11 protein-coding genes are annotated in these 16,910 nt (G+C 71.1%); 9 read left to right on the forward strand and 2 right to left on the reverse strand.

Annotated elements, in window-relative coordinates; all coding sequences use genetic code 11:
• Nucleotides 1–22 precede the first annotated feature (22 nt).
• From ACY0PA_RS29825 to ACY0PA_RS29845, 5 genes are read left to right on the forward strand one after another with little or no spacing between them, the layout of a single operon-like run.
• Nucleotides 23–1,270, forward strand: coding sequence for an ABC transporter substrate-binding protein (locus tag ACY0PA_RS29825; RefSeq protein WP_473080611.1), 1,248 nt, complete (start codon nt 23–25; stop codon nt 1,268–1,270).
• Between the two features lie 50 nt (nt 1,271–1,320).
• Nucleotides 1,321–2,493: an ABC transporter ATP-binding protein gene (locus ACY0PA_RS29830; protein ID WP_473080612.1), complete on the forward strand. Its 1,173-nt coding sequence runs from the start codon at nt 1,321–1,323 to the stop codon at nt 2,491–2,493.
• Nucleotides 2,490–3,422, forward strand: a complete 933-nt coding sequence (locus ACY0PA_RS29835; protein WP_473080613.1) for an ABC transporter permease — start codon at nt 2,490–2,492, stop codon at nt 3,420–3,422. The genes ACY0PA_RS29830 and ACY0PA_RS29835 overlap by 4 nt, the downstream gene beginning before the upstream one ends.
• Nucleotides 3,422–4,219, forward strand: a complete 798-nt coding sequence (locus ACY0PA_RS29840; RefSeq protein WP_473080614.1) for an ABC transporter permease — start codon at nt 3,422–3,424, stop codon at nt 4,217–4,219. The genes ACY0PA_RS29835 and ACY0PA_RS29840 overlap by 1 nt, the downstream gene beginning before the upstream one ends.
• A gap of 13 nt (nt 4,220–4,232) precedes the next feature.
• Entirely contained in the window at nt 4,233–5,660 is a 1,428-nt protein-coding gene (locus ACY0PA_RS29845; protein WP_473080615.1) for an NAD(P)/FAD-dependent oxidoreductase, read from the forward strand.
• A gap of 596 nt (nt 5,661–6,256) precedes the next feature.
• Here the strand turns inward: ACY0PA_RS29845 and ACY0PA_RS29850 are convergent.
• Together ACY0PA_RS29850 and gabT are read right to left on the reverse strand one after the other, a co-directional pair.
• Nucleotides 6,257–6,937: a phosphatase PAP2 family protein gene (locus ACY0PA_RS29850; protein WP_473080616.1), complete on the reverse strand. Its 681-nt coding sequence runs from the start codon at nt 6,935–6,937 to the stop codon at nt 6,257–6,259.
• Between the two features lie 273 nt (nt 6,938–7,210).
• A complete protein-coding gene (gene gabT / locus ACY0PA_RS29855; RefSeq protein WP_326773881.1) occupies nt 7,211–8,545 on the reverse strand; it encodes a 4-aminobutyrate--2-oxoglutarate transaminase in 1,335 nt (444 codons plus the stop codon).
• A gap of 267 nt (nt 8,546–8,812) precedes the next feature.
• On the opposite strand from gabT, the gene ACY0PA_RS29860 reads away from it, so the two are divergent.
• The 4 genes from ACY0PA_RS29860 (at nt 8,813) to ACY0PA_RS29875 (ending at nt 16,888) form a co-directional block, all read left to right on the forward strand.
• Nucleotides 8,813–11,215: an ATP/GTP-binding protein gene (locus ACY0PA_RS29860; RefSeq protein ID WP_473080617.1), complete on the forward strand. Its 2,403-nt coding sequence runs from the start codon at nt 8,813–8,815 to the stop codon at nt 11,213–11,215.
• Nucleotides 11,216–11,354: 139 nt separating this feature from the next.
• On the forward strand, nt 11,355–13,052 hold the full coding sequence (locus tag ACY0PA_RS29865; protein WP_473080618.1) for a PucR family transcriptional regulator: 1,698 nt from the start codon (nt 11,355–11,357) through the stop codon (nt 13,050–13,052).
• Between the two features lie 170 nt (nt 13,053–13,222).
• Nucleotides 13,223–14,668, forward strand: coding sequence for an aldehyde dehydrogenase family protein (locus tag ACY0PA_RS29870; RefSeq protein WP_100595112.1), 1,446 nt, complete (start codon nt 13,223–13,225; stop codon nt 14,666–14,668).
• Between the two features lie 279 nt (nt 14,669–14,947).
• Nucleotides 14,948–16,888, forward strand: coding sequence for an acyl-CoA dehydrogenase family protein (locus ACY0PA_RS29875; protein WP_473080619.1), 1,941 nt, complete (start codon nt 14,948–14,950; stop codon nt 16,886–16,888).
• Nucleotides 16,889–16,910 lie beyond the last annotated feature (22 nt).

Below are 16,910 nucleotides of genomic sequence, written 5' to 3' on the forward strand. Positions count from 1 at the left end.
TCCCGAAAGGGCAATCAAGCGCATGGAGCAGTACGAGCCCGACAGCCTGTCCCCGGTACAACTCGCCGCCATGCGGCGCAGTTTCCGCAGCGGCAGGGCGGCCATGACCCGCCGTTCCCTGCTGCGCGCCTCCGCGGGCGGCGCGCTCGCCGTCGGCGGGATCGGGTCGCTGAGCGCCTGCGGCATCCCCGCGGCGAGCAAGAGCCAGGGCGGCGTCTCGTCCGAGGACCACTCTGCCGACGAGAAGGTGGTCAACTTCTCCAACTGGACCGAGTACATCGACCTCAGCGACGACGAGAAGCACCGGCCCTCCCTGGACGCGTTCACGAAGCGCACCGGGATCAGGGTCAAGTACACCGAGGACATCAACGACAACGTCGAGTTCTTCGGCAAGATCAAGCCGCAGCTCGCGGCGGGCCAGGACACCGGCCGGGACATCATCGTCCTGACCGACTGGCTGGCCGCCCGGCTGATCCGCTTCGGCTGGGTCCAGAAACTGGACGCGGCCAACCTGCCCCACGCGTACGCGAATCTGTCCGCCCAGTTCCGCAGCCCCGACTGGGACCCGGGCCGTGCCTACTCGTACCCGTGGCAGGGCATCGCCACGGTCATCGCGTACAACTCCAAGGCCACGAACGGCAAGGAGATCACCTCGGTCTCCCAGCTGCTCGACGACCCCAAGCTCAAGGGCAAGGTCGGCCTGCTCTCCGAGATGCGCGACAGCGTCGGCATGACCCTGCTCGACATGGGCAAGGACCCGGGCACCTTCACGTCCGACGACTTCGACGCGGCGATAGCCCGGATGCAGAAGGCCGTCGACAGCAGGCAGGTCCGCCGCTTCACCGGCAACGACTACATCGCGGACCTGAGCAAGGGCGACCTCGCGGCCTGTCTCGCCTGGGCGGGCGACATCGTCCAGCTCCAGGCGGACAACCCGGACGTCAAGTTCCATATCCCCGACGCCGGTTACATCTCGTCGACCGACAACATGCTGATCCCCAACAAGGCCCGTCACAAGACGAACGCCGAGAAGCTCATGGACTACTACTACGAGCTGCCGGTCGCCGCCGAACTCGCCGCCTGGATCAACTACGTGACGCCCGTCGAAGGCGTGAAGCCCGAACTGGCCAAGATCGACAAGAGCATCGCGAACGACCCGCTGATCGTTCCCGACAAGACCATGGGTGCCAAGGCACACGGTTTCCGCTCTCTCACCTCCAAGGAAGAGACGGCGTTCGAAGAGAAGTTCGCCCAGCTCACCGGCGCGTGAGACCCGCAGCACCGAGCCCCCTTGCCCCCTCGACTCCTTGGACTGCACCCATGACGACAGAAAACGGCGGCGACGTCCGCCTTGCCGGGATCAGCAAGACCTACGGCTCCTTCACCGCCGTCCAGCCGTTGGACCTGACCGTGCCGCAGGGCTCCTTCTTCGCCCTCCTCGGCGCCTCGGGCTGCGGCAAGACCACGACCCTGCGGATGATCGCCGGGCTCGAGGAGCCCAGCTCCGGCACGGTCATGCTCGGCGACCAGGACGTCACCGCACTGCCCCCCTACAAGCGCCCGGTGAACACCGTCTTCCAGTCGTACGCGCTCTTCCCGCACCTCGACATCTTCGAGAACGTCGCCTTCGGCCTTCGCCGTCGCGGCATCAAGTCCGTGAAGAAGCAGGTCGGGGAGATGCTCGACCTGGTCCAGCTCGGCGAGCAGGCCCGCAAGAAGCCGCACCAGCTCTCCGGCGGCCAGCAGCAGCGCGTCGCCGTGGCGCGCGCCCTGATCAACCACCCCAAGGTGCTGCTCCTCGACGAGCCGCTCGGCGCCCTCGATCTCAAGCTGCGCCGACAGATGCAGCTCGAACTCAAGCGCATCCAGACCGAGGTGGGCATCACGTTCATCCACGTCACGCACGACCAGGAGGAGGCCATGACCATGGCCGACACGGTCGCCGTGATGAACGCGGGCCGCGTCGAACAGCTGGGCGCCCCGGCCGACCTGTACGAGAACCCGGGATCCACGTTCGTCGCGAACTTCCTCGGCACGTCCAACTTCATCGAGGCCGAGGTCGCCGGCCGCAGCGGCGAGGACCTCACCCTGAAGGCCGGCGACGGCAAGCTCGTACTGCCCGCCGCCCGCTGTACGGCCGCCGCCACCACGGGCGGGAAGGTCCTCGTCGGGGTGCGCCCCGAGAAGATCTCCCTCACCCACGCCGATGACGCGGGCTCCATACCCGACGGCCGCAACCGCATCACCGGCCGCGTCGCCGACAGCAGCTTCATCGGTGTCTCCACGCAGTACGTCGTCGACAGCCCGCTCTGTGACGCCTTCGAGGTGTACTCCCAGAACATCGAGCGCGACATCCGGCTCACGCCCGGTGCCGAGGTCGTCCTGCACTGGAACCCCGCCCACACCTTCGGCCTCGACGCCGCCCAGTCCATGCTTGCTGGAACAACGGGCTCGGCGGGCGCCGCGAAGGTCGAGGAGGACGCCGCCGCATGACGACCGTCACCGAAACGCCCGCGGCGCCGGTCGCCACCCCGGGCAAAGAGACCCGCAAGCCACGCAAGCGCGGCCGCCTCGTCCCCTACTGGCTGCTGCTGCCGGGACTGCTCTGGCTGGTCGTCTTCTTCGCCCTGCCGATGGTCTACCAGGCGTCCACGTCGATCCAGACGGGTTCCCTGGAGGACGGCTTCAAGGTCACCTGGCACTTCGCGACCTACTGGGACGCGCTCGCCGACTACTGGCCGCAGTTCCTGCGCTCGGTGCTCTACGCGGGCGCCGCCACGATCCTGTGCCTCGCGCTCGGCTACCCACTGGCCTACCTCATCGCCTTCCGCGCAGGACGCTGGCGCAACGTCGTCCTCATCCTCGTCATCGCGCCGTTCTTCACCAGCTTCCTGATCCGCACGCTGGCCTGGAAGACGATCCTCTCCGACAGCAGCCCCGTCGTCAGCACGCTGAACACCCTGCACGTCCTCGACGTCACCAGCTGGCTCGGCATGACCGACGGCAACCGCGTCCTCGCGACCCCGCTCGCCGTGATCTGCGGACTCACGTACAACTTCCTGCCGTTCATGATCCTGCCGCTCTACACCTCGCTGGAGCGCATCGACGGCCGGCTGCACGAGGCGGCGGGCGACCTGTACGCCAGGCCCTCCACCACCTTCCGCAAGGTGACGTTCCCGCTCTCGATGCCGGGTGTCGTCTCCGGCACGCTGCTCACCTTCATCCCCGCCGCCGGTGACTACGTCAACGCGGACCTGCTCGGCTCCACCGACACCCGCATGGTCGGCAACGTCATCCAGACGCAGTTCCTGCGCATCCTGGACTACCCGACGGCGGCGGCGCTCTCCTTCATCCTGATGGCCGCGATCCTGATCATGGTCACCGTCTATATCCGCCGGTCCGGAACGGAGGACTTGGTCTGATGCCCTTCGTACGCTGGCTGCGCCGTAATCTCGTCGTCATCGCAGGTCTGGTCACCCTCGGCTATCTGCTCCTGCCCAACATCGTCGTGACGGTGTTCTCCTTCAACAAGCCGAAGGGGCGCTTCAACTACGAGTGGCAGGCGTTCTCGCTCGACGCGTGGACGAACCCCTGCGGCGTCGCCGACATGTGTGGCTCACTGTCGCTGAGCCTCCAGATCGCCTTCTGGGCGACCATCGGCGCCACGATCCTCGGCACGCTGATCGCCTTCGCCCTGGTGCGCTACCGCTTCCGGGCCCGCGGCGCCGTGAACTCGCTGATCTTCCTGCCGATGGCCATGCCCGAGGTCGTCATGGCCGCCTCGCTGCTCACGCTCTTCCTCAACATGGGCGCGCAGCTCGGCTTCTGGACGATCCTCATCGCCCACATCATGTTCTGCCTCAGCTTCGTCGTGACGGCCGTCAAGGCGCGCGTCATGTCGATGGACCCACGCCTCGAACAGGCCGCCCAGGACCTCTACGCCGGTCCCGTCCAGACCTTCGTACGGGTCACCCTGCCGATCGCCGCGCCGGGCATCGCCGCGGGCGCCCTGCTCGCCTTCGCGCTCTCCTTCGACGACTTCATCATCACCAACTTCAACGCGGGCTCGACCGTCACCTTCCCCATGTTCGTCTGGGGATCGGCGCAGCGCGGTACGCCCGTTCAGATCAATGTCATCGGTACGGCGATGTTCATCGTCGCCGTGCTGCTGGTCCTTGCCGCAATGCTGATCGGCAAGCGAAAGAACAAGGCAGTTTGAGGGAGTTGACATCATGGCCGCACGAGCCATGAACCGTGGTACCGACTGGATCAAGTCACTGGCGGACGCCAAGCCGCTGTCCTACTGGCTGGACGACCCGGGCAAGCCGCAGGCCCAGCCGGCACTCACCGGCGACGAACGCTGCGACCTGCTCGTCGTCGGCGGCGGCTACAGCGGCCTGTGGACCGCGCTCCTCGCCAAGGAGCGCGACCCCGGGCGCGACGTGGTCCTGCTCGAAGGGCAGGAGGTGGGCTGGGCGGCGTCCGGCCGCAACGGAGGATTCTGCGCCGCCTCCCTGACGCACGGCGTCGCGAACGGGCTGGCCCGCTGGCCCGGCGAGATCGCGAAGCTGGAGGAACTCGGCCATCGCAACCTCGACGCGATCGAGGAGGCGGTCGCCCGCTACTCCATCGACTGCGACTTCGAGCGCACCGGCGAGCTGGACGTGGCCACCGAGCCGCATCAGGTCACCGAACTCCAGGAATTCCACCAGGAGTTGACCGAGTCGGGCCTCGCCGACGGCACCGAGCTGCTCGACGCCGACGCGACCCGCGAACAGGTCGACTCGCCGACCTTCCTCGGCGGCCTGTACGACCGGCGCGGTGTCGCGATGCTGCACCCCGCCAAGCTCGCCTGGGGCCTCAAGCAGGCCTGCCTCGACCTCGGCGTGCGCTTCTACGAGCACACCCCGGCGCTCGAACTCTCCTCGTCCGGCGCCGGGACCGCGGTCCGCACCCCCTACGGGCGCGTCTTCGCCCAGCACGTCGCGCTCGGCACGAACGTCTTCCCGTCCCTGGTCAAGCGCGTGCGCTCGTACACCGTCCCGGTCTACGACTACGCGCTGATGACCGAGCCCCTTGACCATGACCAGCTGGCCTCCATCGGCTGGAAGAACCGCCAGGGCCTCGGCGACTCGGCCAACCAGTTCCACTACTTCCGGCTCTCCGCGGACAACCGGATCCTGTGGGGCGGCTACGACGCGATCTATCCGTACGGCGGCCGGGTGCGCGCCGAGCACGACCACAGGCCCGAGACGTACGCGAAGCTCGCCGGCCAGTTCTTCACCTGCTTCCCGCAGCTGGAGGGGGTGCGTTTCAGTCACGCGTGGGGCGGGGCCATCGATACCTGCTCACGCTTCTCGGCGTTCTTCGGCACGGCCCACAAGGGCCGCGTCGCGTACGCCGCCGGGTACACCGGCCTCGGCGTGGGCGCGACCCGCTTCGGCGCGGACGTGATGCTCGACCTGCTCTCCGGTGAGCGCACGGAGCGTACGGAGCTGGAGATGGTCCGCACGAAGCCGCTGCCCTTCCCGCCCGAGCCGTTCGCCTACACCGGGATCGCGCTCACCAAGTGGTCCCTGGCGCGCGCCGACGCCAACGGCGGCCGGCGCAACCTGTGGCTGAAGGCCATGGACAAGGCGGGCCTCGGCTTCGACAGCTGACAAGTCCCGAGCCACCGGTCCGGATCGACAAGTCCGGAACAACTCGTGGGCAGAACCCGCGTCATGCTCGCGGCCCGGCCTCCTCTCCCTGGTGACACGCACAGCTTTCGGCAACTGCGTACCAGGGAGAGGAGGCCGGGCCATGACTGGCTCGGGGGCGAAGCCGGCGGTCGAGTGGCTGGCGGCGGTGGCACCCGATCCCGACGCTGGGAATGGGAGCGCAACCGTTCCTGAAGACTGAGCAGGAGTGATTCGCTCAGCCGCGCGCCCCGAACGGTCTTGGGCGTACTGGTCTCCGGCGTACTCGGCCCCGGGGCGGCGACACGCATCCGGTGCATGGTCCGTGCCCGGGAGGCCAGTTCCCTGTGCGACCTGGCCATGTGGGTACGGCCAGAGGCGACGGGGAGGCCCCGGACCATCTCTCTGGTGGAGCGGGGGCCCCGCACACTGGCGCCGTACCCGGCGTCCCAGATCGCACGATCACGTTAACCCGATCGGCCCAGGGCGCTGCAAGCCCGCGACCGGACCATCACACGATCGAGTTAACGGGTCCGCTGGCTGATCCCACGACGAACGGGAGTAGCCCGAAGGGCCGGTCAGTCCCGTGCTGCCCGGCCCGCCCACACCGCGCACATCGCGTACAGCAGGACCACTGAGAGGCACCAGCTCGCGACGACGTCCAGTGGCCAGTGGTAGCCGTGGCGCACCAGACCGAGGCCGACGCCCGCGTTCAGGACCAGGTAGCCGATGGCGAGTTCGCGGCGCGCGTAGGCGCCGCGCACGTACGGCAGCAGGAGGAGCAGACAGGCGCCGTACGCGACCGCCGCCGTCGCCGTGTGTCCCGAGGGGTAGAAGCCGGTGCCGGGGCCCATCGTGACCGGGCCGGGCCGGGCGATCGTCTGTTTGAGGGGGACGATCAGGGCCGGGACGACGGCCATGGTGAGCGCGGCGACGAGGGGCCGTAGCCACCAGCGGGGCAGGCCGTGGCGGTGGCCGCGCCAGGCGGTGTACGCGAGGACGACGGCGAGGACCGGGAGCGCGACGGTGACGTTGCCGAGGTCGGTGAGGAGCTGCGACACCCCGTTCGGCGGGTGGCCGGCGGCGATCGCGTAGCCGAGGCGTTCGTCCGCGCGGCTCAGCCGGCCACCGGCGGCGATCTGCCAGGTGAGGAAGAGGAGGAGCAGGGCGCTCAGAACGGCGGCCCAGCGGAAAATGGTCGGCCGCCCCGGAACAGGGGGGGTAGTTCCGAGGCGGCCGACCTGACCGGTTTGCCGCACGCCCCGGGGGGTTTGGGGCGGGCAGCCATCCGATCGGTGAGGAGTTCCGGAGCCCGAAGCTCCGGGTGTGTGCGCGAGGGCACGACCAGGGCGGGGCTGGGGAGGCTCCGTCCCGGTTTCGCCCACAGTCCCCTGTGGGCGGGGTGTTTCTCTCATCTGCAGAAACCGTACGGCAGGGCGTGGGTGTCCGACAGCGGGAACAGCAACCCGTCATCGGCCCCGCACACGTTCTTCACACGCCCTGACCGTTACCTGAAGTCAGGCGCAAGCGGCTCAGACGCCCGCGAACGCGGTCTCGATGATGTCCAGGCCCTCGTTGAGTAGGTCGTCACCGATGACGAGCGGGGGAAGGAAGCGCAGCACGTTGCCGTAGGTGCCACAGGTGAGGACCAGCAGACCCTCGGCGTGGCAGGCCTTGGCGAGCGCGGCAGCGGCGGCCGGGTGCGGCTCCTTGGTGGCCTTGTCCTTGACGAGCTCGATGGCGATCATCGCGCCGCGGCCACGGATGTCGCCGATGATGTCGAACTTCTCGGCCATGGTGGCGAGGCGGGCCTTCATGATGGCCTCGATGTTCTTCGCCTTGGCGTTGAGGTCGAGCTCCTTCATGGTCTCGATGGCGCCGAGCGCACCGGCGCAGGCCACCGGGTTGCCGCCGTAGGTGCCGCCGAGGCCGCCCGCGTGCGCGGCGTCCATGATCTCGGCGCGGCCCGTCACGGCGGCGAGGGGCAGACCGCCCGCGATGCCCTTGGCGGTCGTGATCAGGTCGGGGACGATGCCCTCGTCCTCGCACGCGAACCACTGGCCGGTGCGGCAGAAGCCGGACTGGATCTCGTCCGCGACGAAGACGATGCCGTTGTCCGCGGCGAACTGGCGGATCGCGGGCAGGAAGCCCTTCGCCGGCTCGATGAAGCCGCCCTCGCCGAGGACCGGCTCGATGATGATCGCGGCGACGTTGTCGGCGCCGATCTGCTTGGTGATCTGGTCGATCGCCTGGGCGGAGGCCTCGGCGCCCGCGTTCTCCGCGCCGGTCAGCCAGCGGTAGCCGTAGGCCACCGGCACGCGGTAGACCTCGGGCGCGAACGGGCCGAAGCCGTTCTTGTACGGCATGTTCTTGCTGGTCAGCGCCATCGTCAGGTTCGTACGGCCGTGGTAGCCGTGGTCGAAGACGACGACGGCCTGGCGTTTGGTGTACGCACGGGCGATCTTGACGGCGTTCTCGACGGCCTCGGCGCCCGAGTTGAACAGCGCGGACTTCTTGGCGTGGTCACCCGGCGTGAGCTCGGCCAGCGCCTCGGCGACGGCCACGTAGCCCTCGTACGGCGTGACCATGAAACAGGTGTGGGTGAAGTCCTGCAGCTGGGCGGAGGCGCGGCGCACGACGGCCTCGGCGGAGGCGCCGACCGAGGTCACGGCGATGCCGGAACCGAAGTCGATCAGGCGGTTGCCGTCGACGTCCTCGATGATGCCGCCGCCGGCGCGGGCGGTGAAGACCGGCAGCGTGGAGCCCACGCCGGCCGCGACCACGGCGGTACGTCGGGCCTGCAGCTCCTGCGACTTCGGACCGGGGATGGCGGTGACGACGCGGCGCTCCTGCGGGACTGCGCTCATGCGGGGCTCCTGGTTCTGTGTTCGGGCCCGGTTTCGCCGGGTTGATGCGGGGGTTCTCTCGCAGGTTAGGTGCGGGGTCGGGGGGTGGTCATACTCCATCGGGGTGGTGTCCGGGAGGGATGTTGTCCACAGTGGACACTTGGGTGCGCCTCCACGTACGAGCCCGCGGGGCGCGTAATCGGTGAACTCCCTTGGTCCTGCGACTAGATTGAGGCCGGACCGAGGCGCTGAGCACGGACGGACCGGCAGGTCAGGGGGCACAGGCAGATGGACAGCGAGGGAACGCACGAGGCACGCGAGGGACAGCGGGCCCCCGCACCGGTGCCGCGCCCCGCACAGCCTCCGGCCACAGCGCCCGCCGCCCTGGCCCCGCCGATGCCTCGGCAGCCGCCCGCCGCCCGCGCCGCGTCCGTCGCCGACTGGCTGGCCACCCCCCGGCCCGAGACGGCGCCCGGCGTCTGGCGGTTCGGGTACCGGCCGCCGGCGCCCGAGCCGGACCTTGAGGGCGACCGGCGCAGGCGCGTCCTCGGACTCGTTGTCTCGACCGTGTTCGGCCTGCTGTTCTGGTCGCTGTGGCGGCACGGCAGCATCCCCTACCAGTGGGCCCTGCTGAGGCTGTTCACGCCGGGCGACTGGTGGTGGGGCGGCAGCGCCCAGCCCAAGCAGTGGCAGGGCAACGACGCCCTCGCGCTCTACGACGGACTGGTCTTCGGCGCGCTCGTCTACGCCGTCGGCCGGCTCGGCGCCTGGCCGGAGGCGATCCGGCACTTCGTGGTGCGCCGACCGCAGCCCTCCCGCGCTCTGATCGCCTCGTTCGGCGCCGTCGCGGTCCTCGTCTTCGTGTGGCCGAGCTCCCTCGGCCTTGACTGGCGGCCACTGCCCGTCGTCAATCCGGTCCTCTCCCTGGTCGCGCTCGTCGCGGGCGGCTACGACGTGTTCGCTTCCGCGATCGTCACCGACGTCATCTACACCGTGATCACGGTCGCCGTGCTGTGGCCCTTCGCCCGGCTCGGCGGCTGGTGGGAGGCGCTGCGCTCCGCCCGCCGCGGCACGACCCCCGCCCGTCCGCCCCGCAGGCCCACGACCCCGCCTCCGCCCGCCGCGGAGACCGGCCGGGCGCACTGGCCCGCGCTGCGCGCCGCAGGACAGGACGAGGCGGCCGACCTGCTCTCCGCCGAACTGCTCGGCGGGCGCATGAACGACGTCGACTGCGCCCGCGTCAGCCATGTCTGGCAGGCCACCACCGGACCGGCCGCCCGCGACTCGTTCGCCGACACCGTCGCCCGCCACGGGGCCGCGGCCTGGGCCCACCCCTCGGGGCGGCGCGATCTGCCCGCCCGCAGCGCCGTCCACGACCTCCTCGTCGGCCAGGTCAGGATCGGCCGCTACGCCAAGGACAAACGCAACCCGTACCCGGTCCGCGGCGCCTACGCCGCCCTCGAACCCGCCCTGCTCGGCACGTCGCTGCTGGCCGTCGGCCCCTCCGGATCCGGCAAGACCGGCCGCCTCATGCGCCCTGTCGTCGAGGCGCTCACCCTGCAGTCCCTCACCGGGCGGGCTGCGGTCGTCGCCGTCTGCGCGGCGGGCACGGACCTCGGACCCGACGACGCGTACGACGTCGTCGTCAAGCCCGGCGACCCGGCATCGGCGTACGACCTGGACCTGTACGCGAGCTGCACCGACCCGGACGAGGCGGCCGCCTTCCTCGCCGAGGGACTGGTCGGCGACCTCGAAGCCGTCGACACCCGGCGCGCGGCGACCGGGCTCGCCCAGCTGCTCGGCCCCTACCGCAGCGCCCACGGCCGCTTCCCGTCCGTCCCCGTGCTGCGTGAACTCCTCGAAGGGGAGCCCGCCGCGCTCGGCGCCCTCAGGACGAGCCTGGCGGACGGCGACGCCGCCATGCGCCGTGAACTCGACGCCCGGATGCGCCAGTCGGGCACCGCGGGCGACCCCGGTGCCGCGCTCGCCGACCGGCTCGTGGTGCTCGACCGCCCCGCCTTCGCCGAGTTCTTCGACACGAGCGGCGAGGGACGCCCCTTCTCGCTGCGGGCCGTAGCCCACCATCCGGTCAGCGTCCGCGTCGACCTGCCCGAGCAGGGCCACGAGGAGGCGTCACGGCTCCTCGCCCGATTGCTGCTCGCCCAGTTCTCGTACGTCGTACGCGGCGGCGCGAGCCGGAAGCACTTCGCCTGCCTGGTCCTCGACGACGCGGCCCGCACCCTGACCGCCGAGAGCGTGCGCGCCGTGCAGCGGCTGCGGTCGCTGAACGCGGGCGTCGTGCTCGGCCTGCGCACGATCGGCGAGGTGCCCGAGCCGCTGCAGGGACCGCTGTACGCGGCGGCCGGCTGCCGGATGGCGTTCGCGGGGGTCACGACATGGGACGGGCGGCGGTTCGCCGAGGCCTGGGGCACCGAGTGGGTGGAGACGACGGAGGTCGCCCAGCACACCGTCTTCGCCGACCAGCCGATGACCCGCGCCCTGCACTCGCTGCGCAAGTTCGTCACCGGCAAGGCCGTCACCACCGACGCCGTCACAGTCCGCAAGGTCGAGCGCGAGCGCTGGTCCGCCTCCGATCTGGCGCACGCCGTGCCGCCCGGTCACGCCGTCCTGTCCGTGACGACGGTGCGGGGCGAGCACGCGCCCCCGCTCCTGGTGGACCTGCGCGACTGAGGCGGCCCGGTGTGCGGGGAGGCCGCAGACGTACGTACGGTGAGGCAGAATCGACACCGGTCGTTCATACGTACCGGCCAAAAGTTCCACAGGATCCACCCCTCACCCGAGCATCATCTGTCGCACACCTGAAGGCCTCATGCCGCCCACGCTCGCCTCCCTCGTCCATCACTCCGCGCTCAAGCTGACCGTGCGCGCCGGGGAGGAACGGCTGGACACCGCCGTGCGCTGGGCCCACGTCAGTGAGCTCGCCGACCCCGTGCCGTACATGGAGGGGGGCGAGCTGCTCCTGTTCACCGCGCTCAAGCTGGACGCGGAGGACCCGGAGACGATGCGCCGCTATCTGAAGCGGCTCGCGGGCGCCGGAGTCGTCGGGCTCGGCTTCGCCGTCGGCGTCAACTACGACGCCGTCCCGCAGGCCCTCGTCGACGCGGCGCGGGAGGAGGAGTTCCCGCTCCTCGAAGTGCCGCGCCGCACCCCCTTCATCGCCATCAGCAAGGCCGTCTCCGCCGCCATCGCCGCCGACCAGTACCGCGCCGTCACTGCCGGGTTCGCCGCCCAGCGCGAGCTGACGAAGCAGGCGCTGAGCGGCGGGCCCGAGGGGCTGCTCGGCGCGCTCGCCGGCCAGGTCGACGGCTGGGCCGCGCTGTACGACGCCTCGGGCGCCGTGGTCGCCGCCGCGCCGGAGTGGGCCGGGCGCCGGGCGGCTCGGCTGGTCGGCGACGTCGAGCGGCTGCGTGAGCGGCCCGCCCCGGCCAGCGCCGTCGTCGGCGGCAGCGAGCAGCCGGGCGGCGGCGACGAGGACCGCGTAGAACTGCACTCCCTCGGCACCGGACGCAGGCCCCGCGCCGCCCTCGCCGTGGGCACCGCCGCGGCCCTCGGCACCGCCGAGCGTTACGCGCTGCACTCCGCCATCGCCCTGCTCACCCTCACCACCGAGCGCTCCCGCTCGCTGCACGCGGCCGAGCAGCGCATCGGCGCGGCGGTCCTGCGGATGCTGCTCGCGGGGGAGCCCGAGCACGCCAGGACCGTCGCCGGTGACCTGTACGGAGTGCTGCTCGACGCGCCCTTCCGGATGATCGTCGCCGAGGTCGCGTCCGCGTCGGCGGGCCGCGCGCACGCCGACGGGCACGCGCGCGTGGCCCCCGACAAGCCGGAGCGGCCCGCGCCGGGCACGGGGGCGGCGGCCGTCGCCGCCTCCGGGGACCCGCTCACCGGGCTCGCCGACGTCGTGGAGGCCGCCGCGGCCCGCTCCGGGGAGGCCGTCCTCGTGGTGCCCGACGGAGACCGGCTCGTGCTGCTCGCCGCCGACGGCGGCGCCGCGACGGGCGCCTGCACCCAGTACGCCGAGGCCCTGGAGGCAGCCCGCCTGACGCAGCGCGAGCAGGGCGGCGCGGGCGAGGACGACGAACTCGTGGTGGGCCTGTCCGCACCGGCCGGGCCGATCGCCGCCGCGACCGCCTACAAGCAGGCCGAACAGGCCCTCTCCGTCGCCCGGCGGCGCGGGCGCGCCCTCGTCGAGCACGAGGAGGTCGCGGCGGGCTCCGTCGTGCCGCTGCTCGCCGACGACGCAGTTCGCGCCTTCGCCGACGGTCTCCTGCGGGCCCTGAAGGACCACGACGCGACCGGCCGCGGCGACCTCGTGGCGTCGCTGCGCGCCTGGCTCTCGCGGCACGGCCAGTGGGACGCGGCCGCCGCCGACCTCGGTGTACACCGGCACACCCTGCGTTACCGGATGCGGCGCGTCGAGGAGATCCTCGGCCGCTCGCTGGACGATCCGGACGTGCGCATGGAGCTGTGGCTGGCCCTCAAGGCGACGGGCGCGGGCGGCGAATAGGCCCGCCGGGCCCGCCCTTCAGGAGCGAACCCGTGCCCGCCTCTGCCAAAGCGGCGCGCCGCGCTCGCGGACTCCGACACGTCGGACAAACACGGCTCCGCCCTCGCCCGCCTACCGTTGGTCCGGAAAGACCCCAGTACACACCCACTGCGGAAGGGCCGGGACCGACTATGACCGCCACTCACGCCTTCTGGCTCGCGGGCCGCGAGGCCACCGGTGACGCCACCTTCGACGTCACCAACTCCTACGACGGTCGGCTGGTCGGCAAGGTCAGCGTGCCCACGGACGCGCAGGTCGAGGAGGCCGTCGCCGCCGCGTACGCCGTCCGCGACGAGTTCGCCGCCACCCCCGCCCACGTACGGGCCAAGGCCCTCAACCACGTGGCCGACCGGCTGACCGAGCGCACCGAGGAGATCGCCCAGCTGATCTCCGCCGAGAACGGCAAGCCCATCAAGTGGGCGCGCGGCGAGGTCGGCCGTGCCGTCTCCGTCTTCCGCTTCTCCGCCGAAGAGGCCCGCCGCTTCAACGGCGGCGAGGCCCAGCGCCTCGACACCGACGCGGGCGGCACCGGCCGGCTCGCCCTGACCCGCCGCATTCCGCACGGCGTGGTCCTCGGCATCGCGCCGTTCAACTTCCCGCTGAACCTCAGCGCCCACAAGGTCGCACCGGCCATCGCCGTCGGCGCCCCGATCATCCTGAAGCCGGCCCCGGCCACGCCGATCTCCTCGCTGATCCTCGGCGAGCTGCTCGCCGAGACCGACCTCCCGGCCGGCTCCTGGTCCGTCCTCACGGTCCCGAACGACCGCATGCCCGCCCTGGTCCAGGACGAGCGCCTGCCGGTCATCTCCTTCACCGGCTCGGGCCCCGTCGGCTACGCGATCATGGACAGCGTGCCGCGCAAGCACTGCACGCTGGAGCTCGGCGGCAACGGCGCGGCCGTCGTCCTCGGCGACTGGGCCTCGGACGAGGACCTGGACTGGGCGGCGACCCGTATCGCCACCTTCTCCAACTACCAGGGCGGCCAGTCCTGCATCTCGGTGCAGCGCGTCATCGCCGACGCCTCCCTGTACGAGCGGCTCCTGCCGAAGATCGTCGCGGCCGTCGAGGCGCAGGTCACCGGTGACCCCGCGGACGACGCCACCGACGTCGGCCCGCTGGTCAGTGAGGACGCCGCCAAGCGCGTGGAGTCCTGGGTCGACGAGGCCGTCGCCGCGGGCGCCTCGCTGCTCGCGGGCGGCAAGCGCGAGGGCGCCACGTACGCCCCGACCGTCCTCGCCGACGTGCCGGCCGACGTGACGATCTCCTGCGAGGAGGTCTTCGGACCGGTCCTCACGGTCAAGAAGGTCGACGGCGAGGCCGAGGCCTTCGCCGCGGTCAACGACTCCAAGTACGGCCTCCAGGCGGGCGTGTTCACGCACGACCTGCAGACCGCCTTCCGCGCCCACCGCGCCCTCGAGGTCGGCGGCGTGGTCATCGGCGACGTCCCGTCCTACCGCGCGGACCAGATGCCGTACGGCGGCGCCAAGCAGTCCGGCGTGGGCCGCGAGGGCGTGCGCTACGCGATGGACGACTACACGTACGAGCGCGTTCTCGTCCTGACGGGCCTCGCCCTCTAAGGGCCTGTCCAGGACCAGCAAGACCCCGGCGTACGCCTGATCCGTACGCCGGCCATGGACGGCCGGAGCCCACTGTGCGGGGGCTCCGGCCCTCCGCGTTTTTGGGCTCGCCATTTGACGGCAGGCCCGGTGGACCCTTGTCCCCCGAATGCCGGTACGGGCGACCCGATCGGTGCGCGAGGGGTGGTCGGGTTGCCGGTTTTCGGGTACATACGACCGAGTAGCACCCGTCGGTAAGCCGATGCCGAACGGCCCCTACTCGCGTCGAGGTGAGCCCCCATGGCGGCCCCAACTTCCCAGCAGCCATCCGTATCGGAACGCGAGGCCCGGCAGGTCGCCGAGGCCGCGCGCGAACAGGGCTGGCGCAAGCCGAGCTTCGCCAAGGAGCTCTTCCTCGGGCGCTTCAGGCTGGACCTGATCCACCCGCATCCCCAGCCGGCGGGCGAGGACGTCCGGCGCGGCGAGGAGTTCCTCGCCAAGTTGCGCGACTTCTGCGAGACACGCATCGACCCGGCCCGCATCGAGCGCGAGGCGCAGATCCCCGACGAGGTGATCAACGGGCTCAAGGAGCTCGGCGCCCTCGGTATGAAGATCGACACCAAGTACGGCGGCCTCGGCCTCACGCAGGTCTACTACAACAAAGCCCTCGCCCTGGTCGGCTCCGTGAACCCCGCGATCGGCGCCCTCCTGTCGGCCCACCAGTCCATCGGTGTGCCGCAGCCGCTGAAGATCTTCGGGACGCAGGAGCAGAAGGACACCTTCCTGCCGCGCTGCGCCAGCACCGACATCACCGCGTTCCTGCTGACCGAACCCGACGTCGGCTCGGACCCGGCGCGCCTCGCCACGACCGCGGTGCCCGACGGGGACTCGTACATCCTCGACGGCGTGAAGCTGTGGACGACGAACGGCGTCGTCGCCGATCTGCTCGTCGTCATGGCGCGGGTGCCGAAGGCGGAGGGGCGCAAGGGCGGCATCACGGCCTTCGTCGTGGAGGCCGACTCCGAAGGGATCACGGTCGAGAACCGCAACGCCTTCATGGGCCTGCGCGGCCTGGAGAACGGCGTGACCCGCTTCCACCAGGTCAGGGTCCCGGCCGCGAACCGCATCGGCCCCGAGGGCGCCGGCCTCAAGATCGCCCTCACCACCCTCAATACGGGCCGGCTCTCGCTGCCCGCGATGTGCGTGGGCGCGGGCAAGTGGTGCCTGAAGATCGCGCGAGAGTGGTCGGGCGCCCGCGAGCAGTGGGGCAAGCCGGTCGCGTTCCACGAGGCGGTCGGCCAGAAGATCTCGTTCATCGCGGCGACGACCTTCGCGCTCGAAGCCGTCGTCGACCTGTCCTCGCAGATGGCCGACGAGGACCGCAACGACATCCGCATCGAGGCCGCCCTCGCCAAGCTCTTCGGCTCCGAGATGGGCTGTCTGATGGCGGACGAGCTGGTCCAGATCCGCGGCGGCCGCGGCTTCGAGACCGCCGAGTCCCTCGCCGCGCGCGGCGAACGCGCCGTCCCCGCCGAGCAGCTCCTGCGCGATCTGCGCATCAACCGCATCTTCGAGGGCTCGACGGAGATCATGCACCTCCTCATCGCCCGCGAGGCCGTGGACGCGCACCTGTCCGTCGCCGGTGACCTGATCGACCCCGACAAGTCCCTGTCCGACAAGGCGAAGGCGGGCGCGAAGGCCGGCGGCTTCTACGCGCGCTGGCTGCCGAAGCTCGTCGCCGGACCCGGCCAACTCCCCAATTCCTTCAGCGAGTTCCACCCCGCGGGCCACGCCGACCTCTCCGGCCATCTGCGCTACGCGGAGCGCTCGGCGCGCAAGCTGGCCCGCTCCACCTTCTACGCCATGTCGCGCTGGCAGGGAAAGATGGAGACCAAGCAGGGTTTCCTCGGCCGGATCGTCGACATCGGCGCCGAACTCTTCGCGATGAGCGCGGCCTGCGTACGGGCCGAGCACCTGCGCGGCAGCGGCGAACACGGCCGCGAGGCCTACCAGCTCGCCGACGTGTTCTGCAGCCAGTCCCGCGTCCGCGTCGACGAACTCTTCGGGCGCCTGTGGCACAACACCGACGAACTGGACCGCAAGGTCACCAAGGGCGTCCTCGGCGGTTCCTACACCTGGCTGGAGGAGGGCGTCATCGACCCCAGCGGCGACGGCGCGTGGATCGCGGACGCGACCCCCGGCCCCTCGAAGCGGGAGAACGTCCGCCGCCCCATCCGCTGAACCGCGCCCCGGGGCCCGCGGG

The organism is Streptomyces sp. DS1-CR2, assembly GCF_055760475.1.